Consider the following 24,644-nt stretch of genomic DNA (forward strand, 5'->3'; position numbering starts at 1 on the left):
CGTGGCACAGCATCGCGGCGGCGGCCGCTTCGCACCCAGCCCGTCCGGGGATCTGCATCTGGGCAACCTGCGCACCGCGCTGCTGGCGTGGCTGTTCGCCCGCTCCACGGGGCGGGCCTTCGGCATCCGGATCGAGGATCTGGATCGGGTGCAGCCGGGCGCCGCCGAACGTCAGCTGGCCGATCTGGCCGCCCTGGGCCTGGACTGGGACGGGCCGGTCGTCCGACAGTCCGACCGCACCCCCGGGCATCATGCGGCCATCGATCGACTCACCGACGCCGGTCTGACGTACGAATGTTTCTGTACGCGAAGGGAAATCCAGAAGGCGGTCACCGCGCCACACGGGCCGATGGGCGCCTACCCTGGCACCTGCCGCGAACTCACCGATGCCGAGCGCGCCCAGCGGCGTGCGCTGGGGCGCCCCGCCGCGCTGCGACTGCGCTCGCGGACAACGGAATTCGAGATAGCCGACGAGATCCACGGCGTCTATCGCGGTGTCGTGGACGATTTCGTGCTGCGGCGCGGCGACGGCGCGCCCGCCTACAATCTCGCCGTCGTCGTCGACGACGCCGATCAGGGTTTCGATCAGGTCGTACGCGGCGACGATCTGCTGCCCTCCACGCCGCGCCAGGCATATCTGGCAACCCTGCTCGGGCTCGAGGTGCCGCGCTATGCGCATGTTCCGCTGGTGCTCAATACTTCAGGGCAGCGGCTGGCCAAACGCGACGGAGCGGTCACCCTCGCCGATCGCGCCGCGCTGGGCGAGACCCCGCAGCAGGTGTTCGCGCTGCTCGCGGGCTCGCTGGGCTATATTGCATCCGGTCCGGACGAGCTGCTGCGATTGTTCCATCCGGGGCAATTGCCCACTCGAGCCTGGACATTCGCCCCTATAGATGTGGTGCAACCGAGCGGGAATCCGTAACGTACGCCCCGTCCGTAAAGCCACGACCACTTCCGAGGACGATACGAGAATGACGAGCGGTGGGTACGATCCCAACCAATACCCCCAGGGCGGGCAGCCGTACGGCCAGCCGTACCCACAAGCCGGTCAGCCCCAGCCGTATTCACAATCCGGGCCACAGCCGTACGGGCAGCCGGGGCAGCCGCAGTATGGGCAGCCCGATCCGTCCGGGCAGCAGTACGGACAGCAGCAGCCCTACGGCCAGCCGGGCCAGCCGTACCCGCAGGGCGCGCCGCAGGATCCGTACGGACAGCAGCAGTTCGGGCAGCCGGGCGCCGGACAGCCCTATGGGCAGCCGCAGGATGCCTACGGGCAGCAGCAATTCGGACAGCCGGGCCAGCCGGGCTACGGCCAGACGCCCCCGGCCTTCGGCCAGGCGCCGTTCGGGCAGCCGGGATTCGGGATGGCACAGCCGGCCGATCTGGGTATCCGCATCGGCGCGCGGCTGATCGACTCCGTGATCGTCTACATCCCGGGCGCGATCTTCAACTTCGCCATGACCTATGCCGTGCACGGCATCCTCGGGGCGATCATCGGCGGATTCCTGTTCGCCATCCTCGGCGTCGTCTACTTCGTCGTCATGGAGGCCACCCAGGGCGCCACCCTCGGCAAGAAGATCCTCGGGCTGCGGGTCCTCGGCCCCAATGGCGCGCCCCGGCCCGATTACCAGCAGGCGTTCATGCGCAACCTGTATCTGGTGGTCAACCTGATCTACTGCATCGGCTGGATCGGCGCGATCGGCATGATCATCGGCATGATGGTGACGATCGAGCAGTCCCCGATCAAGCAGGGCTTCCACGATCGGCTCGCCGGCGGCACCCAGGTCGTCAAGGGCTGAGCACCGCCAATGCATACGCCAGGGGCGCCCCCGTAATCGGGTGCGCCCCTGGCGTTTTGTCGATCAGCTGGTCGAACTGCTGTGTGCGGCCATGATTACGACGAACACCCAGTAGGCGATCCACAGCACGATGAAGGCCACACCGATCCAGATTCCGGCCAGCGCCAGCCCGCGGCCGTCCTGGTTGCGCTGCTTGATCTGGTTCAGCGAGACGATCCCCAGAATGATCCCCACGATGGAGCTGACACCACAGGTGAACAACCCGGCGACGGAGGTGATCAGCGAGGCGATCGCGAGGCCGTTACTGGTGCGCGGCTGTGCATAACCGTACGGCTGGTACCCCGGGGCGGGCTGACCGTATCCCGCGGGCTGGCCATAGGGCTGCGGCGGCGGGGCCGGCTGTGGATAACTCGGGAAGGGCTGCCCCTGCGGGGGCATGGGCTGCGCCGGATTCTGGGGGTTGGAACCGTACGGCGCCGGCGGAGGCGGCGGTACCGATGCGTGGCCCCCCGACTCCGACGGCACTCCCTCGCCGCCGTACTGTTTCCACCACTCGTCGGAATCGCCGGGATTCGTCATTGGCCCAGACTAGTGGGTGCGGGCCGTAAACAGCATTTCATTGCGCACGGGGGCAAGGTACGGCGACGGCGAGACGGCCGTACCGCTATGCCGGTATCGTCCCTACCTCGTGAGCGAGACTAGAAATACCTTAGAAGCCGACGAGTCTGGGCGCCCCGCGGTCGAGCACGCGTCATTCGCGCGGACCGTGGGGGGCCAGCACTTCACCATTGTCGTGGCCCTGTTCGTCACGACCCTGATGATCTCCAACATCTGCGCCACCAAGGGCGTGCAGTTCTTCACCCACAGCCATATGACGCTGGGGCCGATCAACGTCCTGCCGATCACCACCGACGGCGCCTTCTTCCTGTTCCCGCTCTCGTACGTCATCGGCGACGTGCTCAGCGAGGTGTACGGCTTCCGCGCTGCCCGGCGCACCATCTACATCGGCTTCTCGATGCTGGCGCTGATGGTGGCCTGCTTCGAGATCGCCATCCGGCTGCCCGCGGCCAACTTCTACACCGACCAGCCCGCGTTCAAGGCCGTCCTGGGCACCACCCCGCAGCTGGTGCTGGCGGGCCTGGCCGGATACGTCGTCGGCCAGTTCCTGAACTCGATCACGCTGATGCTGATCAAGGAGCGCACCAAGGAGAAGCACCTGTGGGCGCGCCTGCTCGGGTCCACCGTCGCCAGCGAATTCGGCGACACCCTGGTGTTCTGCTCGATCGCCGCGACCGCCATCGGGATCAACACCTGGGGCGACTTCTTCAACTATGTCCTGGTCGGATTCGTCTGGAAGACGTTCGTCGAGTGCATGATCATGCCGATCAGCTACCGCTGGATCGCCTACCTGAAGAAGCGCGAGCCCAGCTACGCGCCGCTGGAGCGCGCGGCTATCTACAGCTGACGCCCCGGCATCCCAGCGCGCACAAGCCCGCCCGTCGTTCCGGCGTGGGCGCCCCATCCCGTCGTCCCGGCGTGCATGTGGCCGGGACCGCGAGATCCCGGCCACGACACGCCGGATTGACGGAAATAGGACCCGCCCAGACGAAACCCGTTGCGCCTAGGGTGTTTTGATCCGCCCCTGCCAGCGGCCCAGCGCTTCGGCCTTGAATTCGTCGTAGTATCCGCCCTCGATGCTCGCGCGAATCCGGTCGACGAGCCGAATCGTGAAGCGCTCGTTGTGAATTGTGCACAACGTCGCCGCCAGCATCTCCTTGGCCTTGAACAGGTGATGGATGTAGGCCCGGGTGTAGTGGGCGCAGGTGTAGCAGTCGCAGGTCTCGTCGATCGGGGTGAAGTCGCGCTTGAAACGACTGGTGTTGATGTTGAATCGCCCCTGCTCGACATAGATGGCCGCATTGCGGGCCACGCGTGAGGGATTCACGCAATCGAAGGTGTCCGCGCCGTTCTCGATCGCGACGAAGAAGTCCTCCGGCTCGCTGATGCCCAGCAGGTGGCGTGGCTTGTCCTCGGGCAGTTCATCGCAGCACCAGCCGACGATCGTGCCCAGATTGTGCTTCTCCAGCGCACCGCCGATGCCGTAGCCGTCGAAACCCGTTCCGCCGCTTCCCCGCATCTGGTCGAGACCGCGACATGCCTTGCGGCGCAGGTCTTCGTACTGCGCGCCCTGAATCACCGCGAACAGCGCCTGATACGGGCGATGCGTGCGCTGCGCGGTCAGCCGCTCGTGCTCGTCGATGCAGCGCTGCGCCCACTCGTGCGTGCGCTGCAGCGACTTCTCTTGATAGCCACGGGTATTGAACAGCGTGGTGAGCTCGTCGAAGGCGAACATGATGTCGGCGCCGAGCCGGTGCTGAATGCCCATCGACACCTCGGGGGTGAAGCGATGCTTGGACCCATCCAGGTGGGAGCGGAAGGTGACACCGTCGTCGTCGACGACCGCGAGGCGCTCCTTGCCCTTGGCCATCACATCGTCGCTCTGCACGCCGACGGCCTCCATCGCCAGCACCTTCTTGAAGCCCACGCCCAGCGACATCACCTGGAAGCCGCCGCTGTCGGTGAACGTCGGTCCCGGCCAGTTCATGAACCGGCTCAGGCCGCCCGCCTCGTCGACGATGTCCGCCCCCGGCTGCAGGTACAGGTGGTACGCGTTGGCCAGCAGCGCCTGCGCGCCGATCTCCCGCATCGTCTCCGGCAGCACCGCCTTGACCGTCGCCTTGGTGCCGACCGGGATGAACGCCGGGGTGGCGATATCGCCGTGCGGGGTGCTCAGCAGCCCGGCCCGGCCGTGCCGCCCCTCCAGGCGCGAGGTGACGGTGAAGGAGAACGCGGGATCAGGCACCCCGACATCCTGCCAGCACCCCGTGCCGCCTCGCCCCCGGTCCCCACCCGATCTCCGGACGAGGGACGGCTCAGACCGCGTCGATGGTGTCCAGGTCGATCAGGTCCTGGTCGACCGCGGCCCCGGCGAACTGGGCGCTGTACAGCTTGCGATAGGCGCCGCGGGCACCGAGCAGCTGCTCGTGGGTGCCCTGCTCGACGATGTGGCCGGATTCCATGACGACGATCAAGTCCGCGTCCCGGATGGTCGAGAGGCGGTGCGCGATGACGAAACTCGTGCGGTCGCGCCGCAGCGCCGCCATGGCCTGCTGCACCAGCAGCTCGGTGCGGGTGTCCACAGAGCTGGTCGCCTCGTCCAGGACCAGGATCGAGGGCTTGGCCAGGAATGCCCGCGCGATGGTGATGAGCTGCTTCTCCCCCGCGCTGACACCCGAACCCTCGTCGTCGATCACGGTGTCGTAGCCCAGCGGCAGCGCGTGCACGAACCGGTCGACGTAGGCCGCGCGGGCCGCGGCCAGGATCTCCTCCTCGCTCGCATTCGGATTGCCGTACGCGATGTTCTCGCGAATCGTGCCGTTGAACAGCCAGGTGTCCTGCAGCACCATGCCGATGCGCGAGCGCAGGCGGTCACGGCTGATCCGGGTGACGTCGACGCCGTCGATGGTGATAGCACCCTCGTCGATCTCGTAGAAGCGCTCGAGCAGATTCACCAGGGTGGTCTTGCCGGCGCCGGTCGGGCCGACGATGGCCACCACATGCCCCGGCTCGGCGACCAGGGACAGCCCCTCGATGGTCGGCTTCTCGGCCTCGTAGCGGAACGAGACGTCCTCGAATGCCACCCGGCCCTGATCGACCGGCCGCGAATCCTCCACCTCGGGATCGGGGAGCTGTTCGGGCGCGTCGAGGACCTCGAAGATCCGCTCGGCCGAGGCAACGCCGGACTGCAGCAGGTTCATCATCGAACCGATCTGCGTCAGCGGCTGGCTGAAGCCGCGGGAGTACTGGATGAACGCCTGCACCTCGCCGAGGGACAGGCTGCCCGAGGCGACCCGCAGGCCGCCGACGACGGCGATCAGCACGTAGTTGAGGTTTCCGACGAACATCATCACCGGCATGATCAGCCCGGAGATGAACTGGGCGCGGAAGCTGGCCTCGTAGAGCTTCTCGTTGCGCTGGTCGAACTCGTGGCCGACCTCGCGCATCCGGCCGAACGCGGTGATCACCTCGTGTCCGGTGAACGCCTCCTCGACCTGCGCGTTGACCAGGCCGGTGTACTTCCACTGGTTGACGAAATGCGGCTTGGACCGCTTGGCGATCTGCGCGGTCACCACGACCACCACGGGCACGGTGATCAGCGCGATCACCGCCAGCAGCGGCGAGATCCAGAACATCATGATCAGGATGCCGAGCACCGTCAGCACCGAGGTCACCAGCTGGCTCAGGGTCTGCTGCATGCTCTGCGCGATATTGTCCACGTCGTTGGTGACGCGGCTGAGCAGGTCACCACGCGAATTGTTGTCGAAGTAGCTCAGCGGCAGGCGATGGATCTTGTCCTCGATCTCACCGCGCAGCCGCCGCACCGCCCGGTTGATGACCGTGGCGAGCAGATAGCCCTGCAACCAGCTGAATACCGCGGCGCAGACATACAGCCCGAGCACGACCAGCAGTACACGGCCCACGGCGCCGAAATCCACTCCGGTGCCGGGGATTACGTGCATTCCGGACAGCATGTCCGCCAGCCGGTCCTGGCCCTGCTGACGCAGACCCGCAATCGCCTGATCCTTGGTGACGCCCGCGGGCAACTGCTTGCCGATGACCCCGTCGAAGATCAGGTTGGTGGCCTTGCCCAGGATCTGCGGCCCGAGCGTATTGAGCACGACGGCGATCACGGCGAGTACCAGGATCACCGCGATGTACACCCGGTCGGGCGCGAGCTGCCGCAGCAGCCGCTGCAGCGACGGGCCGAACGATTTCGCCTTGGACCCCGGGGCGCCGGGATTGGGCATGCCAGGTCTCATCGTGCCGCCTCCTCCGGGCTGTACTGGGACTCGACGATCTCACGGTATTCGCCGCAGTCGCGCAGCAACTGCTCGTGGGTGCCCAGGCCCACCATGGCGCCGTCCTCGAGCACGACGATCTGGTCAGCGTCGCGGACGGTCGAAATGCGTTGCGCGACGGTGATAACCGCGGCATTCGCGGTCTCGGGCCGCAGCGCCTCGCGCACCCGGGCGTCGGTGGCCACGTCCAGGGCGGAGAAGCAGTCGTCGAACAGGTAGATGCGGGGCCTGCGGACCAGGGCGCGGGCGATGGCCAGGCGCTGGCGCTGGCCGCCGGAAACGGTCGTGCCACCCTGCGCCATCGGCGTCTCGAGCCCCTGGGGCATGGCACGCACGAAATCGGCGGCCTGGGCGATCTCCAGGGCCCGCCACAGCTCGTCCTCGGTCGCCTCGGGCCGGCCGTAGCGCAGGTTGTCCGCGACCGTGCCGGAGAACAGGTAGGCCTTCTGCGGCACCAAGCCGATCTGGTCGCGCAGGATTTCCAGCTCGACGTGGCGCACATCCGTGCCGCCGACGCACACCGCGCCGTCGGTCACGTCGATCAGCCGCGGAATGAGGTTGATCAGCGTGGTTTTACCGGCGCCCGTCGAGCCCACGATCGCGGTGGTCTGCCCGGGGGCGACGCGAAACTCGATGGCCCGCAACACCGGTTTCTCCGCGCCCGGGAATTTGAACTCCGCGAACGCGAAGTCGACCGAACCCGGATCCCCCGCGAAGTCCTGCGGCAACGGCGGCGGCGCCACCGAGCTCTCGGTGTCCAGCACCGCGGAGATGCGCTCGGCCGAGACCGCCGCGCGGGGCGCCATCATCGCCAGGAACGACGCCATCATCACGGCCATCAGGATGTTCATGATGTACTGCAGCATCGCGGTCAGCGAGCCGATCTGCATGGAGCCGTTGTTGATCGAATGCCCGCCGAACCACAGCACGGCCACCGTGGTGAGGTTGCTGATCAGCATCACCGCGGGGAACATCAGCGCGGACAGCCGCCCGACGTAGAGCGAGGCGTCGGTGAGCTCGGAGTTGGCCACGCCGAACCGCCCCGTCTCCTGCCGCTCCCGCACGAACGCGCGCACCACGCGGATGCCGCTGATCTGTTCGCGCAGTACGCGATTCACCACATCGATGCGCGCCTGCATGCGGCGGAATCCGGGCACCATCCGCGAGATGATCAGCGCCATGGTCAATGCCAGCACGGGCACCGCGACCAGCAGGATCCACGACAGCCCGAGGGCCTGCTTCAGCGCCATGATGATGCCGCCGATGCACATGATCGGCGCCATCACCAGGATGGTCACGCTCATCACGATCAGCAGCTGCACCTGCTGCACGTCGTTGGTGGTGCGGGTGATCAGCGAGGGGGCGCCGAAGACGCCGACCTCGCGCGCGGAGAAGCCGCCGACGCGGTGCAGCAGGGCCGCGCGCATATCGCGCCCGGCGCCCATCGCGGCCTGCGCGCCGAGGTAGACCGAGCTGGCCGCCGCGACGATCTGCGCGCCGGATATCAGCAACATCCACAGGCCGGTGGTCCAGATATAGCCGACATCGCCCTTGGCGATGCCGCTATCGATGATGTCCGCATTCAGGGTCGGCAGGTAGAGCATCGCGATCACCGAGACCAGCTGAAGCACGACAACACCCGCCAACTGCCTGCGATAGGGGGCCGCATACGTGCGGAGCAGTCTGATCAACATGATGCATGCAGGCTACCGGCATTCGGTGACGCCTTCGCCGAGATCGTGACCGAACCGGACGTTCTCCCCGCTACGCCCCGCGGCCACCCGCGAGATCGGCGACGCCCTCGCCCGCGACCCCGGCCTCCCGCGCCGGTCGCCGCTGCCAGGCGCCGGGATCGGCGGTCAGCGCGTCGACGAACTCCGGTAGCTCGCCCGCGGCGATCTGGGCGATCGTCACCCGCTCGAGCACCGCACGGATATTGACCCGCAGCGCGATCCACACCTGCCGCAGCGGCTCGGCCGCGCCGGAGTACCGCACGTCCTCCGGGCGCTGCCCGCGCACCGAGGCCAGCGGCCCCTCGACGGCGCGGATGACGTCGGCGATGCTGATCTCCGCGGCCGGCCGGGACAGGCGGTACCCGCCCTCGGGCCCGCGGCGGCTGGTGACCAGGCCCGCGCGGCGGAGTTCGGCGGCGGCCGACTCGAGGATCTTGGGCGCGATGCCCTGCGCGGCCGCGATGGCTTCGGCCTTCACCGCTCCGGAATCGATCGAATCATGGTGTGCCAGGGCGATTTCCAGCAGAATCCGGACGGCGTTGTCGACGCGGGGCGAGATGTGCACGGCTCACTCCCCCGCCAGCACGCCCAGGGCCGCGGTCAGCAGCACCCGCTCGAGCAGCTCGTCGTCCGCGCCGGGGGTCAGCTCGTGCGACCACAGCACCGCGCTGAGCACCTCGAGCGCGGCGCTGGCCCGCAGCATGGCCGCATCGCCGGGATCGGGCCCGGCCAGCCAGGTGCACAGGCGCCGGTGCATATCGACCATGTCCGGCGAGCGGTCGCCGATCGCATTGATGATCGCGACGGTGTCGCGCACGCACATCGCACCCGCGTCGCGATGCCGCAGGAAGACCCGCAGCTGGCCGGTCAGCACCTCGCGCACCGCCGCCGGGTCGCGGCGAAGTTGCTCGGCCTCGTCGACCACGGCCAGTAGCTCGTCGAATATCGGTTCGATGACCGCAAGCAGCAGATCAAGCTTGGAAGCATAGTGATAGTAGAGCGATGCTTTTGTGATTCCCACCGCATCTGCGACCTCGCGCAGGCTCGTCTGATCGAAACCTTTGCTGGAAAATAACCGTATCGCAGCCTCACGGATCGCTTCCTTAGTGCTTCTACCTGCAACAACTGATCCGGAAGTACTGCGCACAGCCATATCGCGATCCTCTCATCGACCCTCGGGTGAGCGGACGGCAGCGCCTAAATCGAGGTTGTTGCTCCGCTTACGGCTCGGTAGTCTACCTACCGCACGGTAGGCAGAAAACGTTCGTGGAGGCGGCGAGGCCGCAGAGTGCTGTCTACGTATTTCCGCTCAGCACACGTCCCAAGCGATCGCTAGGAGAACCGCTCGTGTCCGTATACCTGTACCGGTGGGGCAAATTCGCCTACCGCCGAAAATGGATCGTGCTCCCGGTCTGGCTGTTGATCTTCCTGCTCATCGGCGGCCTGGGATTCGGGCTGAAGAAGCCGGTCAAGGACGACTTCAACATCCCCAACCTGCCCTCGCAGCGGGCCACCGACATCCTCGACAAACAATTCCCCGGCATGTCCGCGCAGTTCAGCTTCGACGCGGTCACCGGCACGTACGTGATCGGCGCACCGGCCGGGCAGAAGCTCACCGACCCGGCCAACCGCGACGCGGTCGCCGCGCTGGTGCAGAAGCTCGGCGACCTGAACATCGTCGACCACAGCAAGCCGCTGATGGACCCGATCGCGGCCGCCGAGAAGATGGGCTGCGTGAGCGGCGATCGCGGCGACCCCTCGTTCATCGCGCGCTGCGGACTGGCGCCACTGAACGTGCTGGGCAAGGGCGACCGGTCGACCGCGCCCGCGGATACCGTCGCCTACCTGCAGGTCCCCTTCACGATCAAGAAGTTCTCCGACATCACCGCCGCCGACCGCACCGCGGCCTACAACGTGGCCGACGTCGCGCGCAACGCCGGGCTGACCGTCGAGATGGACGGCACCATCGCCACGAACAACACGATCAGCACCGGCGCCTCGGAGATGATCGGCTACGTCGTGGCCCTGATCGTGATGATGATCGCCTTCGGCGCGCTGCTGGCCGCCTTCGTGCCGATCCTCACCGGCATCGTCGGCGTCGGCTCGGCCTCGGCGCTTATCATGGCCGGTACCTCGGTGGTCAACATTCCGAGTTTCACCACGATCCTGGCCTCGATGATCGGTATCGCGCTGTCCATCGACTACGCGCTGTTCATCGTCTCGCGCTACAAACACGAACTGGCGGTACAGGATTCGCCGGAGGAGGCGGCCGGAACCGCGATCGGCACGGCCGGATCGGCGGTCGTCTTCGCGGGCCTGACGGTCATCATCGCGCTGTGCGGGCTGAGCATCGTCGGGGTGAGCTTCCTGACGTGGATGGGCCTGGGCGGCGCGCTCGCGGCTGCCTTCGCGATCATGGTGGCGCTGACGCTGCTGCCCGCGCTGATGGGCGCGTTCGGCAAGTACCTGTTCAAGCCGAAGCTGCCGATCGTCGCCAAGCACGATCCCGAGGACAGCTCCGCGGTCACCAACGGCATGCGCTTCGGCCGGCTGATCGGCCGGATGCCCGCGGTCACGCTGGTGCTGAGCATCGTGGTGCTGGGCCTGTTCGCGCTGCCCGCCACCAAGCTGAGCCTGGGACTGCCCGGCGAGGACAGCCAGCCCACCACCAGCACCGTGCGCAAGGCCTACGACCTGCGCACCGAGGGATTCGGCGTCGGCAACAACGGCATCCTGACCGTGGTCGCGGACCTGAGCAAGGTCGCGCCGGATCAGCGGCAGGCCGCGGTGACGGCGCTGCACGACAAGCTGGCCTCGTATCCGGGCATGAATTTCGTGACCCAGCCGATCACCAACAAGGTCGATCCGGCCACCCAGGCCGACGATTACGCCGCCTCGACCGGTGCGCGGCTGATGGCCGTGCCCAAGACCGGGCCGAACGACAAGGCCACCCAGGACCTGGTCAAGAGCGCACGCGGCGCGGAGGCGCAGTTCAAATCGCAGTACGGCATGGAGTACGGCATCACCGGCACCACGGCCATCTACGCCGATGTGTCCGCGGCGCTGCTGGGCAAGATCGTGCCGTACATGGCGATCGTCGCCATCGCCGCGTTCATCCTGCTGATGCTGGTGTTCCGGTCGATTCTGGTGCCGCTGACCGCCGCGCTGGGCTTCCTGCTGTCGATGGCGGCCACCTTCGGCGCGACGGTGCTGATCTTCCAGGAGGGCAAGCTCGGACTGGTCAAGGAGACCCATCCGCTGGTCAGCTTCCTGCCGATCATCCTGATCGGGCTGGTATTCGGCCTGGCGATGGACTACCAGGTGTTCCTGGTGTCGCGGATGCGCGAGGAGTACACGCACGGCAAGTCGCCGAAGGATGCAGTCGTGGAGGGCTACCACCACGGCGCGCGCGTGGTCACCTCCGCCGCGATCATCATGGTCTCGGTGTTCGGCGGCTTCATCATGGTGCCGGACGTGACCGCCAAGTCGATGGGCTTCGCACTGGCCGCGGGCGTGCTGTTCGATGCCTTCCTGGTGCGCATGGTGCTGATCCCGTCACTGCTGGTGCTGCTGGGCCGCTCGGCCTGGTGGCTGCCCCAGTGGCTGGACCGGATCCTGCCCGATATCGACGTCGAGGGCACGAAACTGCGTGCGCTGCAGGCGCAGCAGCGTAAGAGGCCCGAGCCGGAGCCGGTCGGCGTCTGAGTTCGACTCCCCTGAAAGGCTGGGCCCCAACCACTTCCGGTTGGGGCCCAGTCTTATTTCAGGACGTTCACCGCGCGGGCGATGACCAAAATCCCTGTCACGAAGGAGATTGCGGCCTCCACGGTCATCATCACCTTCGCCCAGCGGGACAGCGGCATGACGTCGGTCGGGCTGAACGCCGTCGCGTTGGTGAAGGCCAGATAGAAGTAGTCGACGAACTGCGGTTCCCACTCCCTGTCGACCAGCTTTCCCAGCTGCATCTGCGGAAACAGCAGATCGGGGTGCTTCTTGCGACCGTGGGCGCGGGCGGCCGGGCCACCCCGGTCGAATTCCCAATACCAGAGCGCGAAGACCAGCACGTTGGTCGCCCAGACCCCCGCTCCGGAGGAGAGCAACACCCCGGGGCTGTTGCTCAACTGCCCGTCGATGAGGCCAGCGACCAGACGATCAACCGACCACGCGGTCGCGACGCCGAGCAGCCCCGAGAGCGCCAGGCTGGCCCAGCGCAACCACTGCGCCTCGCGGTCGATGCGGACCGGATTCGCCACGATCAGCACGACCAACAGAATCAGGGCGAGTCCGGGGATCAGGGCCGCCGGGCGCACCGTGAGCCGATCCGGCAACACCCACTGCAACGCGATGACGGCGAGCACGGCAACGGTCGCGGCCAGCCGAGACTCGCCCGCGCTGCGCCGCGCCCAGGCCGGAACCGAATCGGTGTCCTCGCTCATCGCGCCAGTATTCACCCACCGCATGCTCCCCGGAGGGCGGGCGCACCGCGGCCCGGCACCGCCCGAGCGTGGGGCTCGCGTCGGAGTTCAGCCCGGTCACGACGCGACCCGGCGGAGATCATGTCAATCGGAGCAGCAAGCACGTAATTACGTACGAAATCACGTATATAATCGCTAGCATGGGGGCAGACATAGAGGAGTTCATGATGCGCGCCATGCACGCCACCGATGCCCGCAACAATTTTGCGGAAGTACTGGACGCCGCCACCGAAGACCACGACGAAGTCATCATCACCCGCTCCGGCGGTAAGGAGGCCGCAGTCGTCATCAGCCTGGCTGAGTACAGCTCACTGAAGGAGACCGCCTACCTGATGTCCAGCCCTAAGATGGCGCGGCGACTCCTCGAGAGCGTCGAGGCCGTCAAGGCGGGACGCACCGAATCTCATGAGCTCATCGAGGTGGACGACGAGGACGACGAGTGAGCCCGAAGGTCATTTTCGATTCCAACGGTTGGGAAGACTACCGCTACTGGCAGCTCAACGATCGAAAACTGCTGCGGCGCATCAACCTTTTGATCGAGGACATACGACGACGAGGCAATGCTGACGGCATCGGCAAGCCCGAACCTCTGAAGCAGAATCTGTCCGGTTGGTGGTCGCGGCGGATCGACAATGAACATCGCATCGTCTATCACGCGGATGACGACGCAGTCACCGTCATCGCCTGCCGCGGCCACTACGACGACTGACGCCGCGATTCCTCCTCGGCCCGGCCGCCTTCGGCCGGGCCGAGGTTTGCTTCGGGGGCGAATCAGCCCAGCTGCGGCGCGATCTCGGCGGCGATCAGGTCCAGATGGTCCAGGTCCGACAGATCCAGGACCTGCAGGTACAGCCGGGAGGTGCCGGTCTCCTCGCGGATGCGGCCGATCTTGTCGACGACCTCGGCGGGGGTGCCGGCCAGGCCGTTGGTGCGCAGCTCGGTCAGCTCGCGGCCGATGGCGGCGGCGCGGCGGGTCAGCTCGGCCTCGTCGCGGCCGACGCACACCACGTGCACCATGGAGCGGACGATCTCCTTGGGCTCGCGCCCGATGGCGCGGGCCGCGGCGTCCACGCGCTCGAATTGCGCTGCGGCCGTGGCATTGTCGCTCATCGGGACGTTGAACTCCTGGGCGAAGCGCGCGGCGAGCTCGGGGGTGCGCTTCTTGCCCGCGCCGCCGATGATCACCGGCGGGCGCGGGCGCTGCGCGGGCTTGGGCAACGCCGGGGCGTTCTCGAGGCGGTAGTGCCTACCCGCGTAATCGAAGCTGCCGCCCTCGGGGGTTTCCCACAGGCCGGTGATGACCTCGAGCTGCTCGGCGTACCGATCGAACCGCTCCTTCAGGTCGGGCAGCTCGATGCCGTAGGCGGTGTGCTCATCGGCGAACCAGCCCGCGCCGAAGCCGAATTCCACACGGCCACCGGACATCTGGTCGACCTGAGCCACCGAGATCGCGAGCACCGACGGGTGCCGGAAGGTGGCCGCGGTGACCATGGTGCCCAGCCTGATCCGGGACGTCTCGCGGGCCAGACCCGCGAGGGTGATCCACGCGTCGGTGGGCCCCGGCAGCCCGGACACCCCGCCCATCTTCAGGAAGTGATCGGACCGGAAGAACGCGTCGAAGCCCGCCTCCTCGGTCTTCCTGGCGACCCGCAGCAGATCGTCGTAGGTTGCGCCTTGCTGGGGTTCGGTGAAGATCCGTAGTTCCACGGGCTCCAACGTACCGCCGCCTGTCACCGGGCATCGGATACGCCCGCCGAGTTTTCCGCGACGGTTCGGGTCCGGAAAAAATCCCCAACTTCCCACATCGTGAATGTCGAGAATGCTCGGGCGGCTCCGTCCCAGGGGTACGAGCGGCCGACCGGGCCAGACGACCCCACGAAGGAGCGATCATCATGCACCCGAACGAGATCTCCGCGATCCTGAACCTCCCGAACAGCCAGGAACTCCTGGCCCGCGACCTGCTGCGCATGGCGTACGTCGCCAAGGACGGCACGCCCCGCAACATCCCGATCGGATTCACCTGGAACGGGTCCCGGATCGTCGTGTGCACGACGAAGAACGCCCCGAAGCTGCCGTCGGTGCGGCACAACCCGCAGGTCGCGCTGACGATCGACACCGAGGTGCACCCGCCGAAGATCCTGCTCATCCGCGGTACCGCGGAGCTGGACACGGTCGACGGCATTCCCGAGGAGTACCTGCGGATGAACGGTAGCTACCAGATGACCCCGGAGCAGCGCGTCGAGTGGGAGGCCGAGGTCCGCTCGCTGTACGACGGCATGGTGCGGATCGTCATCACCCCGACGTGGGTCAAGCTCATCGACTTCGACACGACGCTGCCGACCGCGGTCGAGGAGCTGATCCGGCAGCGTGCGGAGCGGCAGCGGGCCTGATCGCGGCCAGAATGGGCATCAACCGACCAGAGGGAGAACATCGTGGCGAAATACCTGTTGCTCAAGCACTACCGAGGCGCGCCGGCACCGGTCAACGACGTGCCGATGGACCAGTGGACACCAGACGAGGTCGACGCGCACGTGCGGTTCATGCGCGACTTCGCGACCCGGCTGGAGGAGAGGGGCGAGTTCGTCGACACCCAGGCGCTGACGCCCGGCGGCGCATTCGTGCGCTACGACGGCGAGGGCCGGCCACCGGTCACCGATGGGCCGTTCGCCGAGACCAAGGACCTGATCGCCGGGTGGTACATCATCGACGTGGAGTCGTGGGACCGCGCGGTGGAGGTGGCCGGTGAGCTGTCGGCCGCGCCCGGGGCCGGCGGCAAGCCGATCCACGAATGGCTGGAGGTCCGCCCGTTTCTGACCGGCTCGCCCACGGTCACCGAGTGAACGAGGCGCTGCTGCGGGAGCTCGTGCCCGCGGTGATCGGCGTGCTGGTGCGGCGCGGGGTCGACTTCGCCGCGGCCGAGGATGCCGTGCAGGAGGCCATGATTCGCGCGTTGGAGAGCTGGCCGCAGGATCCGCCACGCGATCCCAAGGCCTGGCTCGTCGCGGCCGCGTGGCACAAGTTCCTCGATGCCGCCCGCGCCGAAACATCCCGGCGCGGTAGGGAACTCGCCGTGGAGATCGAACCACCGCCGGGCCCGGCGCCCGCCACGGACGACTCGCTGTGGCTGTATTTCCTGTGCGCACACCCCAGTCTGTCGCCCGCATCGGCCGTCGCACTGACCCTGCGCGCCGTCGGCGGCCTGACCACCCGCCAGATCGCGACGGCCTATCTCGTGCCCGAATCGACCATGGCGCAACGGATCAGCCGCGCCAAGCGGCGAATCGCCGGGCTGCCGCTCAACCAGCCGGGCGACCCCGCGACGGTGCTGCGCGTGCTCTACCTCGTCTTCAACGAGGGCTACAGCGGCGACATCGACCTGGCGGCCGAGGCCATCCGCCTCACCCGCCAGCTCGCCGCCGCGACCGACGACCCCGAGGCCGCCGGCCTGCTCGCACTGATGCTGCTGCATCACGCTCGTCGCGCGTCCCGCACCAGCCCGGGCGGACGCCTGATACCGCTCGCCGAGCAGGACCGAACCCGTTGGGACACAACCCTCATCACTGAGGGCGTGACGATCCTCCGAACCGCCCTGGCCCGCGACCGACTCGGTGAATACCAGGCCCAGGCCGCCATCGCCGCCCTGCACGCGGACGCCCCGAGCACCGCCGAGACCGACTGGATCCAAATCGTCGAGTGGTACGACGAACTCCTGCACCTCACCGACAGTCCGGTGGCGCGGCTGAACCGCGCGGTGGCGGTAGGCGAGGCCGACGGCCCCCACGCCGGACTGGCCGCCCTGACCGACCTCGACCCGAACCTGCCCCGCTACACCGCCGTCCGCGCCTACCTGGTCGAACGCACCGGCGACCTCGGGCAGGCCGCCGCCCTGTACGCCGAGGCGGCCCGGGCCGCCATCACCGCCCCCGAGCGCGACCACCTCACCCGCGAGGCCGCCCGGGTGCGGCAGTCATTGCGCCCCTGACGCCCGTGCCCCTCTCATGACGCCCTCTGTCGAGGTCTAGCTGGTCAGAGGCGTGACACCACGAACGACAAGGCATCGGACTGCAGAGTGTGGGAGCACCCCGTAGGAATCGGTGGACGAGTTCGGCCCGTTGTTCTTCCGGTGATCCGCGGCCGTCGGCTCAGACGCGTGCGGGCTTCTCGGCGGCGTCGCGGGTGTGCACGGTGAGTTGATCCGGTTCACGATCGTCGTCGATCCCGAAGCTGATGATCCGCTCCGGATGGATGCGAATGATGTCTCCACCGCGCCGGTCTCCCGGTTCGAACGGCACGACGATCGCCTCGGCGTGGCCGCGGATTTCGACGCAGCGCACTCGCCAGGGATCGGTCGAGGTGAGGTCGTCGACGACGAAGGCCACCCGCCCGTTGTCGGCGACGTTGCGATATTTCCGGCTGGCGGCCATGTTCATACCGGCCACGTCGAAGCAACCGGTGGCAGGGTCGAATGTGTAGCAGACCGGGCTGACTTGCAGAGTGCCCATGGGCTGAACGGTCGCCAGTCGGCCGAGCCGTTGAGACGACAGGTAGGCGATCTCGGCAGGGGTGAAGGACATGATGACTCCAAAAGGGTAGATGGACACAGTGAAACCTGTCGCCACCTCCTCCCTGGTTCGACCAGGGTCCCGTGTCCATCTGCGACGCCCTTCTCGGACACGGGATTTGGAGTTCCGGGGCAATACTAACGGCAGGCGGCGCTCGGCGCCAAGGAGCCCACAGCGCGGAGCGCGACACCCCGAAACTTCTATCGAACTTGTGTTCGAATTGCGGTAGAGTGTGGCATGCCTCTCGATCGCCACATCCACTTCGCACAGCTGTGGTTGGAGCAGGTCCGCGATCACCTCGCCGACGCCGCCGCCACCAGCTCTCCGCTCCAGCCCGAACAGCTGAACATCATGTCCGGCAAGGTCGCCGAGGGCCTGCGCATCTTCACCGAGCTGGCCCAGGCGAGCCGGGGGTAGCGCAGTGGTCACCGCGGGTCGCCCGCGCTACGGTTCTAGCGTGATGTTCGCGGTTCCGGCCGTCGTCCCACATCAGCACCCGGACCACTGACGGATCCGCGATCCCGGCCGACGGGCGCGACGCATGTCGATGCTCGTTCCCGCGACAGTGAGGAGCCCGCTGTGACGATCGCCGATCTCGACACCGATATCGCATCCATTCGCAACGACCTGTCCGAGCTGTACAAGGACCTGCACGCGCATCCCGAGCTGGCATTCGCCGAGCATCGCACCGCGGCCGAGATCGCCCGGCGCGCAACGGCATTGGGCTACGAGGTGACGACGGGGGTCGGCCGGACCGGAGTGGTGGCGCGGCTGGCCAACGGCCCCGGGCCCACGGTACTGCTGCGCGCCGATATGGACGCGCTGCCGGTGCGCGAACAGACCGGCCTGCCCTACGCCTCCACCGCGACCGATCCCACCAGCGGCTCGCCGGTCATGCACGCGTGCGGGCACGACGTCCACGTCACGTGCCTGCTGGGCGCGCTGCGCATGCTCATGCAGGACACGTCGAGCTGGTCGGGCACGCTGGTCGCGGTCTTCCAGCCCAACGAGGAGCTCGGCGCGGGCGCGCAGGCCATGATCGACGACAATTTCTTCGCGCGCTTCGGCACCCCCGAGGTCGTGCTCGGCCAGCACGTGATGCCGCTGCCCGCCGGAATGCTCGCCGTGCACGCCGGCGCGGCGCTGGCCGCCACCGACGCCTGGAAGGTCACCCTGTACGGCCGGGGCGGGCACGGTTCCCAGCCCGAGCGCAGCATCGACCCGGTGGTCATGGCCGCCGCGACGGTCCTGCGGCTGCAGACGGTGGTCTCGCGCGAGATCGCCGGCGGCGACACCGCGGTCGTGACGGTCGGCTCGATGCGGGCGGGCACTCAGAACAACATCATCCCCGACCAGGCCGAGCTGCAGATCAACACCCGCACCTTCATACCCGAGGTCCGCGAGCGGGTCCTGACGGCGGTGCGGCGCATCATCCGGGCCGAGGCGCAGGCGTCCGGCGCCGAGCGCGAACCCGATATCGAGCCGATCACCACGTTCCCGATCATGACCAACGACCCCGCCGCGGTGGACCGCACCGCCGCGGCCCTGCGCTCGAAGTTCGGCGCGGACAACGTGATCGATCCCGGCCCGGCCACCGGCAGCGAGGACGTCGGCGTCTTCGCCACGGCCTCGGGCGCACCCCTGTGCTACTGGTTCATCGGCGGCGCCGACCCAGCAACCTTCGCCGCCGCCCAGCAGAAGGGCACGCTCGCCCAAGACGTCCCCGCCAACCACTCCCCGTTCTTCGCCCCCGTCATCGAGCCGACCCTGGACATCGGAGTCGCCGCGCTGACCACCGCCGCCCTCACCTGGCTCGGCCCGGCGAACTGATCACTGCGACATGAAAAAGGCCCCTGACCTGGTGAATATCAGGTCAGGGGCCGAAGCGGTGGCGGAGGGATTTGAACCCTCGGAGGGGGGTTACCCCTCACACGCTTTCGAGGCGTGCTCCTTAGGCCGCTCGGACACGCCACCGCAGGTGACTGTACCGGAATACCGCGGGGAACCGAAATCGCCTGGATAGGGAATCACGGGCGCTGGGTGCGGAAGAAGGCGTCCAGCGTTGCGGCACAATCGGATTCGAGGATGCCGCCGCGGACCTCGGGGCGATGATTGAGACGACGGTCACGCACCACGTCCCACAGCGAGCCGACCGCACCCGTGCGGGGCTCCCAGGCCCCGAAGATCAGCCGTTGCACGCGCGCGAGTACCAGGGCGCCCGCGCACATCGTGCACGGTTCCAGGGTCACCGCGAGGGTGACGCCCTCGAGCCGCCAGCCGTCGCCCACCACCGCGGCCGCGGCCCGTAACGCCAGCACCTCGGCGTGCGCGGTGGGGTCGCCCAGGGCCTCGCGGGCGTTGGCGGCGCGCGCCAGCTCCCGGCCCGAGGCGTCGAACACCACCGCACCGACGGGAACGTCGCGCGGATCGGCCGCCCGCGCCGCAGACAGGGCCGCGCGGATCATGTCCTCGTCGGCCGCGGCCCGGGATTGCACCGTCAGCGGGGCAGCTTGTCCAGGACCGCGGCGAATTCGCCGGCGAAACCCAGGCGCTGCGCGATCATGCCGAGCTGCTCGTCCGGGTACAGGTCGGTCTCGGCGAGGATGACACTCAGCACCGGCTCGGGCAGGCCCAGATCGGACAGCACGCCGAGATCGCCCTCCTCCCAGGGCTCGACGTCGTCGAGCTCGTCGGGGTCGATATCGGGAATCTCGACGTTCAATGCCTCCAGCACGTCCACGGCGATGTCGTAATCGATAGCGGCGGTGGCATCCGAAATGAGCAGGCGGGAACCGGTCGGGCCGGGCCGCAGCACGATGAAGAATTCATCGTCGACATCCAGCAGCCCGAACACCGCGCCCGTGCTGCGCAGCGCGCGCAACTCGTTCTCGGCATCGGTCAGGGACACCATTGCGGCCGGGCTCAGCTGGGTGCATCGCCAGGTGCTTTCTTCGCGGACAACCGCCACTGCGAACCCCTCCACGTCGTCGTAATCGTCCGACGCCGCCCTATTCGTGCCCGAGCGCTGTGCTGCCATGGCCGCAACGGTAGTCCGCTTCGGCACAAATGTTGAAGTCGTATGCGAATCTGGTGTGGTGATCCTCGACCGGAAATCCGCGATATGCGTGCTGGGAACGGGTTTGATCGGCGGATCGGTGCTGCGCGCCGCCGCCGGGGCCGGATATGAGGCCTGGGGATACAACCGATCCCCCGCGGGCGCCAAGGCCGCGCAGGCCGACGGATTCGACGTCACCGACGATATCGAGACGGTGCTGCGCCGCGCCGCCGCGGACGACGCGCTGATCGTGATCGGCGTGCCGATGCCCGCCATCGATTCGATCCTGTCGGACATCAAGCTCTTCGCCCCGGGCTGCGTCCTCACCGATGTGGTGAGCGTGAAGGCGCCGGTGGCCGCGGCGGTGGGCGAAAACGAACTCGGCGCGCGGTACGTCGGCGGGCACCCGATGGCGGGAACCTCCGAATCCGGATGGGCCGCATCGACTTCCGAGCTCTTCCAGGGCGCGGCATGGGCGATCGGGGTGGATCCGGGCACCCATGCGCAGGCATGGGCGCGGGTGGCGCGCCTCGCGCTGGACTGCGGCGCCTACCTCGTACCGGTTGTCGCGGCCGAACATGACCGGGCCGTGGCGCGCATCTCTCACCTGCCGCACGTGTTGGCAGAGGCCCTGGCGGTGACGGGAGCGGGCGGCGGCGATCTGGCCCTGGGGCTGGCGGCCGGATCGTTCCGCGACGGCACCAGGGTCGCGGCCACCGCGGCAGACCTGGTCCGGGCCATCTGCGAGCCGAATGCCGAAGCCCTGCTCGACGCGCTCGACGACACCCTGCGCCTGCTGGGCGCCGCGCGGGACAGCCTCGCCGCGGACGGCGTTCTCGGCGAGCTCGTCGACGCGGGGTACAGCGAACGCGCGCGCTACGACACGCTGCAACGCTGGGAGATCACCGGTATTCGCCCGGGCGATCACGAATGGCTGGAACGACTCCGGGAGGCCGGGCAACGCGGCGGGGTCATCCGCACGCTGGACTGATCCGGTCCAGCCGATCGCGGGCCCGTTCCAGCGGCCGGGCGCTGGACTGAAGGTCCCGAGCCGCCGATTGAGGGCCGGTTCCAGTGGCCTACGCGCCGGACTGAAATCCGGGCCGGCCAATGGCGGGCAGCGCACGCACGCGCTACGACACGCTGCAACGCTCGGAGATCACGGTCATTCGCCTGGGCGATCACGAAGTGGCTGGAGCGGCCCCGATCGGTCGGGCAGCGCCACGGGGTGATCCGGGCGCTGGACTAATCCTGGTCTGGCGATTGCGCACCGAATGCAGCGTCCGCGCGGGCGGAAACCGCCGTGGGATCCCGCCTTCAGATCAGCTCGGCCAGGCCCGGGTAGTCGAGGAGAATTCCGTCGGAATCCACGGTGACTGTCGCGCTCGAGACCGGGGACAGCACGTGAATACCGTCGGGGCCGGCCGAGTAGGTCAGGCTCGCCTCCTGCACCAGCAGATCCGGCAGCCGGACGTAGACCACCGGCACCTCGACGTCGCCGCTGGAATGGGCCAGCCCGTGGCGGCGGATGGGCAGCGTATTGAAGAAGGGGCTCAGCACCACGTCCACATCGAGCGCCCCGGCGAAGGTCGAGCGCACGTGGGTGCCGCCCGCATCGATGAGCCAGTAGCTCTCCGCGTCGCGCGCGATGGAGGCGTGCCGCTCGCCCGCCGCGACGGTGCTGCGTAGCGACAGGCGCTTGGTCATCCCGTTCTCGTCGGTGGTGAGGTCGTACGAGGCGCTGAAGGCCGGGTGGTCCGCGCATTCGCCGGCGATGATCCGGCCGGAGGCGCGGATCCGGTTGCCGGTCAGGACGACCCGCGCGGACTCCATGCGGTACCCGTTGTGCGCCCGCCACGTGAGAATCGCGGGCCACCGTGATGCCGGGGGCGCCGCGTCCGCGTCCCCGTTGTTCACCGGGGCGGCTTGCGAGGTGCCCTGGGCTGGATTCGTCACCCCTCTACCGTAGGCGACGTCCCGGCCGGGCAGTGCGGCATCCCGCGGGCGAACCGCGCGGCGGGGAGCGCCGTGCCGACAATTGCCCTGACCGCACCCGGTCCCGGTCGCGGCCCGGCCCGCCGGGACCAGCAAGCGTCGGCAACGTCAGACCAGCGACTCCTGCCACGCGCTGTGCAATCGGGCAAAGTGCCCGGTTCCGGATGTCAATTCGTGCGGCGGACCGTCCTGGACGATGCGGCCGCCGTCCACCACCAGCACCCGGTCCGCGATGGCGACCGTGGACAGGCGGTGGGCGATGATGACCGCGGTCCGATCGCGCAGCACCGTCTCGAGCGCGCGCTGCACCTGCCGCTCGCCCGGGATGTCGAGGCTCGAGGTGGCCTCGTCGAGCACGATCACCGCCGGATCGGCCAGGAACACCCGGGCGAAGGCGACCAGCTGGCGCTGTCCCGCGGACAGCCGCCCGCCACGCTTGCGCACATCGGTGCCGAACCCGTCCGGCAGTGACATCGCGAAGTCGTAGAACCCGACCGCCCGTGCGGCAGCGTGGATCTCGGCGTCGGTAGCCTCGGGCTTGCCCAGGCGGATGTTGTCGGCCACCGAGCCGGAGAAGAGGTACGACTCCTGGGTCACCATCGCGACGGCGCGCCGCAGGTCGGCATCGGCGATCTCGCGCAGGTCGATGCCGTCGAGCCGGACGCTGCCCGCGGACGGGTCGTAGAAGCGGGCCACGAGCTTGGCCAGTGTGGACTTCCCGGCGCCCGTCGCACCGACCAGCGCCACGACCTGGCCCGGCGGAATGGTCAGCGAGAATTGCGGTAGCACAGGCGTTTTCCCGGTGCGTCCCGGTTGTGCCGCATCGCCCTGGGACTTTCGCGCCGGATACTCGAAAGACACCTTGTCGAAACGCAATTCGCCGCGCACGGAACCGATCGGGTGCGCCGTTCGCGGTTCGGGCACCGTCGGAACCTCCTCCAGCACACCGGATACCCGTTCCAGCGCCGCGGCCGCGGACTGATACGAGTTGAACACCTGCGCCAGCTCGTCCACCGGGCCGTAGAACTGCCGTAGATACAGCAGGAAGGCAGCGAGTACGCCGATCTCGGTGTGCCCGTGGATGACCCGCCACGCACCGGCCACCAGTACCACCACGGTTGTGACGTTCTGAATCAACCGCGCCAGGCCGATGTAGGTCGCCATGCCGCGCAGCGCGCCGGTGTTGGCGTTGCCGTAGGCCGCATCTTCCTGCCCGAGAATGGCCGCATTGCGATCCTCGCGCCGGAACGCCTGCACCGCCCGGATACCGCCCATGACCTCCACGAAATGCACCACGACCTGCGCGATCGCGCCGCGAGTACGCCGGTAGTCCGCGCGCTGGCGCCGCTGCGCCCAGCGGGTCACGTACACCAGCGGCACGAATCCGGCCAGCACCACCAGCGCCAGCGGGATGTCGAGCCACAGCAGCAGGACCGCGATGGTCAGCACCGACAGGATCGCGCTGAGTGCATCGTTGAGGGCCCGTTCCAGCAGATCCTGCAGGGACTCGAGATCGCTGGTGAGCCGGGCCACGATCTTGCCCGAGGTGTAGTTCTCGTGGAACTGGATCGACAGGCGCTGCACGTGCGCGAACATCCGCGCCCGCAGGTCGAACAGCACCCGCTGGCTCAGCCGCCCCGAGACGCGCACGAAGACGAAGGTGGTCAGCGCGAGCAACAGCGCGCAGGCGGTGACGCCGCCCACCGCGACGGCCAGCGGCGCCCAGTTCCCGGCCCGCGCGCCGCCCACCCCCGCGTCGACCCCGCGCGCGACGAACAGCGGCACCGCGACGATGGCCGCGTTGTCGATCACGATCAGCCCCAGCGCGGCCATCGTCCAGATCCGATACGGCCGCACCAGCGACCACAGCAGCCGCCGCGATCGGGCGGCCAGGGCGAGGTCGACCTCCTCGTCCACCTCCGCATCGTCGTTCTCCTCCGCCGCGACGCCACGCCAACTGTTCGCGGCGGCGTCGGACGAATCCGGCACGGCGGCAGGCGAATCCGGACCGCGCAGGCGGGCACCCTCGTCCTCCGTGTCGATCCCCTCCGATCCGCCGCGTGAATCCGATTGCGCGGCAGAGATTTCCGATACCATCTTCACCTC

Annotated in this window: 25 protein-coding genes and 1 tRNA gene; 12 read left to right on the forward strand and 14 right to left on the reverse strand. The window is 68.2% G+C overall.

Going from position 1 to position 24,644, the window contains the following annotated elements; genetic code table 11:
• Position 1: 1 nt before the first annotated feature.
• Positions 2-922, forward strand: coding sequence for a tRNA glutamyl-Q(34) synthetase GluQRS (gluQRS, locus tag ABH933_RS05275; protein WP_429418083.1), 921 nt, complete (start codon positions 2-4; stop codon positions 920-922).
• A gap of 49 nt (positions 923-971) precedes the next feature.
• Complete coding sequence (locus tag ABH933_RS05280; protein WP_429418085.1) at positions 972-1,799, forward strand: RDD family protein; 828 nt, start codon at positions 972-974, stop codon at positions 1,797-1,799.
• A gap of 63 nt (positions 1,800-1,862) precedes the next feature.
• On the opposite strand, the gene ABH933_RS05285 is transcribed toward ABH933_RS05280, so the two are convergent.
• A complete protein-coding gene (locus tag ABH933_RS05285) occupies positions 1,863-2,378 on the reverse strand; it encodes a DUF4190 domain-containing protein (RefSeq protein ID WP_429418087.1) in 516 nt (171 codons plus the stop codon).
• Positions 2,379-2,487: 109 nt separating this feature from the next.
• Between ABH933_RS05285 and ABH933_RS05290 the strand changes: the two genes are divergently transcribed.
• A complete protein-coding gene (locus ABH933_RS05290) occupies positions 2,488-3,264 on the forward strand; it encodes a queuosine precursor transporter (RefSeq protein ID WP_308166243.1) in 777 nt (258 codons plus the stop codon).
• A gap of 156 nt (positions 3,265-3,420) precedes the next feature.
• Here the strand turns inward: ABH933_RS05290 and tgt are convergent, their stop codons facing one another.
• The 5 genes from tgt to ABH933_RS05315 form a co-directional block, all read right to left on the reverse strand.
• Positions 3,421-4,662 carry a tRNA guanosine(34) transglycosylase Tgt gene (gene tgt / locus ABH933_RS05295; protein ID WP_429418089.1) on the reverse strand — a complete coding sequence of 414 codons (1,242 nt, stop codon included), beginning with the start codon at positions 4,660-4,662 and terminating at the stop codon, positions 3,421-3,423.
• 70 nt (positions 4,663-4,732) lie between these two features.
• Positions 4,733-6,679: an ABC transporter ATP-binding protein gene (locus ABH933_RS05300; RefSeq protein ID WP_429418091.1), complete on the reverse strand. Its 1,947-nt coding sequence runs from the start codon at positions 6,677-6,679 to the stop codon at positions 4,733-4,735.
• Positions 6,676-8,412 carry an ABC transporter ATP-binding protein gene (locus ABH933_RS05305; protein WP_429418093.1) on the reverse strand — a complete coding sequence of 579 codons (1,737 nt, stop codon included), beginning with the start codon at positions 8,410-8,412 and terminating at the stop codon, positions 6,676-6,678. Before ABH933_RS05305 ends, ABH933_RS05300 begins: the two co-directional genes overlap by 4 nt.
• Before the next feature lie 70 nt (positions 8,413-8,482).
• Positions 8,483-9,016 (reverse strand): RrF2 family transcriptional regulator, encoded by a 534-nt coding sequence (locus ABH933_RS05310; protein ID WP_429418095.1) that lies wholly within the window; start codon positions 9,014-9,016, stop codon positions 8,483-8,485.
• A 3-nt stretch (positions 9,017-9,019) separates the two neighbouring features.
• Complete coding sequence (locus tag ABH933_RS05315; protein ID WP_429418097.1) at positions 9,020-9,604, reverse strand: TetR/AcrR family transcriptional regulator; 585 nt, start codon at positions 9,602-9,604, stop codon at positions 9,020-9,022.
• Positions 9,605-9,798: 194 nt separating this feature from the next.
• On the opposite strand from ABH933_RS05315, the gene ABH933_RS05320 reads away from it, so the two are divergent.
• A complete protein-coding gene (locus tag ABH933_RS05320; RefSeq protein ID WP_429418099.1) occupies positions 9,799-12,156 on the forward strand; it encodes an MMPL family transporter in 2,358 nt (785 codons plus the stop codon).
• Positions 12,157-12,209: 53 nt separating this feature from the next.
• Here ABH933_RS05320 and ABH933_RS05325 read toward each other — a convergent pair whose 3' ends face one another.
• Positions 12,210-12,887 (reverse strand): DUF1345 domain-containing protein, encoded by a 678-nt coding sequence (locus tag ABH933_RS05325; RefSeq protein WP_429418101.1) that lies wholly within the window; start codon positions 12,885-12,887, stop codon positions 12,210-12,212.
• Positions 12,888-13,066: 179 nt separating this feature from the next.
• On the opposite strand from ABH933_RS05325, the gene ABH933_RS05330 reads away from it, so the two are divergent.
• Positions 13,067-13,369 (forward strand): type II toxin-antitoxin system Phd/YefM family antitoxin, encoded by a 303-nt coding sequence (locus ABH933_RS05330; protein WP_429418102.1) that lies wholly within the window; start codon positions 13,067-13,069, stop codon positions 13,367-13,369.
• The gene (locus ABH933_RS05335) at positions 13,366-13,635 is read left to right on the forward strand and encodes a Txe/YoeB family addiction module toxin (protein WP_429418104.1); all 270 of its coding nucleotides are present in this window, start codon (positions 13,366-13,368) and stop codon (positions 13,633-13,635) included. Before ABH933_RS05330 ends, ABH933_RS05335 begins: the two co-directional genes overlap by 4 nt.
• Before the next feature lie 62 nt (positions 13,636-13,697).
• Here the strand turns inward: ABH933_RS05335 and ABH933_RS05340 are convergent, their stop codons facing one another.
• Complete coding sequence (locus tag ABH933_RS05340) at positions 13,698-14,633, reverse strand: LLM class F420-dependent oxidoreductase (RefSeq protein ID WP_429418106.1); 936 nt, start codon at positions 14,631-14,633, stop codon at positions 13,698-13,700.
• A gap of 185 nt (positions 14,634-14,818) precedes the next feature.
• Here ABH933_RS05340 and ABH933_RS05345 point away from each other — a divergent pair, with 185 nt between their 5' ends.
• Genes ABH933_RS05345 through ABH933_RS05355 form a run of 3 tightly spaced genes read left to right on the forward strand, consistent with a single transcriptional unit; the run spans position 14,819 to position 16,908 of the window.
• Complete coding sequence (locus tag ABH933_RS05345) at positions 14,819-15,316, forward strand: pyridoxamine 5'-phosphate oxidase family protein (protein WP_429418108.1); 498 nt, start codon at positions 14,819-14,821, stop codon at positions 15,314-15,316.
• Positions 15,317-15,358: 42 nt separating this feature from the next.
• Positions 15,359-15,766, forward strand: coding sequence for a YciI family protein (locus ABH933_RS05350; protein WP_429418109.1), 408 nt, complete (start codon positions 15,359-15,361; stop codon positions 15,764-15,766).
• Positions 15,763-16,908 (forward strand): RNA polymerase sigma factor, encoded by a 1,146-nt coding sequence (locus ABH933_RS05355; protein ID WP_429418110.1) that lies wholly within the window; start codon positions 15,763-15,765, stop codon positions 16,906-16,908. Before ABH933_RS05350 ends, ABH933_RS05355 begins: the two co-directional genes overlap by 4 nt.
• Before the next feature lie 160 nt (positions 16,909-17,068).
• On the opposite strand, the gene ABH933_RS05360 is transcribed toward ABH933_RS05355, so the two are convergent.
• Positions 17,069-17,500: a PPOX class F420-dependent oxidoreductase gene (locus ABH933_RS05360; RefSeq protein WP_429418112.1), complete on the reverse strand. Its 432-nt coding sequence runs from the start codon at positions 17,498-17,500 to the stop codon at positions 17,069-17,071.
• A 225-nt stretch (positions 17,501-17,725) separates the two neighbouring features.
• Between ABH933_RS05360 and ABH933_RS05365 the strand changes: the two genes are divergently transcribed.
• Together ABH933_RS05365 and ABH933_RS05370 are read left to right on the forward strand one after the other, a co-directional pair.
• Entirely contained in the window at positions 17,726-17,905 is a 180-nt protein-coding gene (locus tag ABH933_RS05365) for a DUF6374 family protein (protein ID WP_215915186.1), read from the forward strand.
• A gap of 168 nt (positions 17,906-18,073) precedes the next feature.
• Positions 18,074-19,318, forward strand: coding sequence for an amidohydrolase (locus tag ABH933_RS05370; protein WP_429419173.1), 1,245 nt, complete (start codon positions 18,074-18,076; stop codon positions 19,316-19,318).
• A 56-nt stretch (positions 19,319-19,374) separates the two neighbouring features.
• On the opposite strand, the gene ABH933_RS05375 is transcribed toward ABH933_RS05370, so the two are convergent.
• The 3 genes from ABH933_RS05375 to ABH933_RS05385 all read right to left on the reverse strand — a co-directional run bounded on the left by ABH933_RS05375 (position 19,375) and on the right by ABH933_RS05385 (position 20,525).
• Positions 19,375-19,462: transfer RNA gene (locus ABH933_RS05375), tRNA-Ser, on the reverse strand.
• Positions 19,463-19,515: 53 nt separating this feature from the next.
• A complete protein-coding gene (locus ABH933_RS05380) occupies positions 19,516-19,953 on the reverse strand; it encodes a nucleoside deaminase (protein WP_429419175.1) in 438 nt (145 codons plus the stop codon).
• Positions 19,954-19,985: 32 nt separating this feature from the next.
• Positions 19,986-20,525, reverse strand: a complete 540-nt coding sequence (locus tag ABH933_RS05385; RefSeq protein ID WP_429418114.1) for a tRNA adenosine deaminase-associated protein — start codon at positions 20,523-20,525, stop codon at positions 19,986-19,988.
• Positions 20,526-20,583: 58 nt separating this feature from the next.
• Between ABH933_RS05385 and ABH933_RS05390 the strand changes: the two genes are divergently transcribed.
• Positions 20,584-21,534: a prephenate dehydrogenase gene (locus tag ABH933_RS05390; RefSeq protein ID WP_308166239.1), complete on the forward strand. Its 951-nt coding sequence runs from the start codon at positions 20,584-20,586 to the stop codon at positions 21,532-21,534.
• Between the two features lie 326 nt (positions 21,535-21,860).
• Here ABH933_RS05390 and ABH933_RS05395 read toward each other — a convergent pair whose 3' ends face one another.
• Positions 21,861-22,460, reverse strand: a complete 600-nt coding sequence (locus ABH933_RS05395; RefSeq protein ID WP_429419177.1) for a putative glycolipid-binding domain-containing protein — start codon at positions 22,458-22,460, stop codon at positions 21,861-21,863.
• Between the two features lie 186 nt (positions 22,461-22,646).
• Positions 22,647-24,635, reverse strand: coding sequence for an ABC transporter ATP-binding protein (locus tag ABH933_RS05400; protein ID WP_429418117.1), 1,989 nt, complete (start codon positions 24,633-24,635; stop codon positions 22,647-22,649).
• Between the last annotated feature and the right edge of the window lie 9 nt (positions 24,636-24,644).

The sequence above is a fragment of the Nocardia sp. GP40 genome (genome assembly GCF_050434125.1).
Lineage (GTDB): Bacteria > Actinomycetota > Actinomycetes > Mycobacteriales > Mycobacteriaceae > Nocardia > Nocardia albiluteola.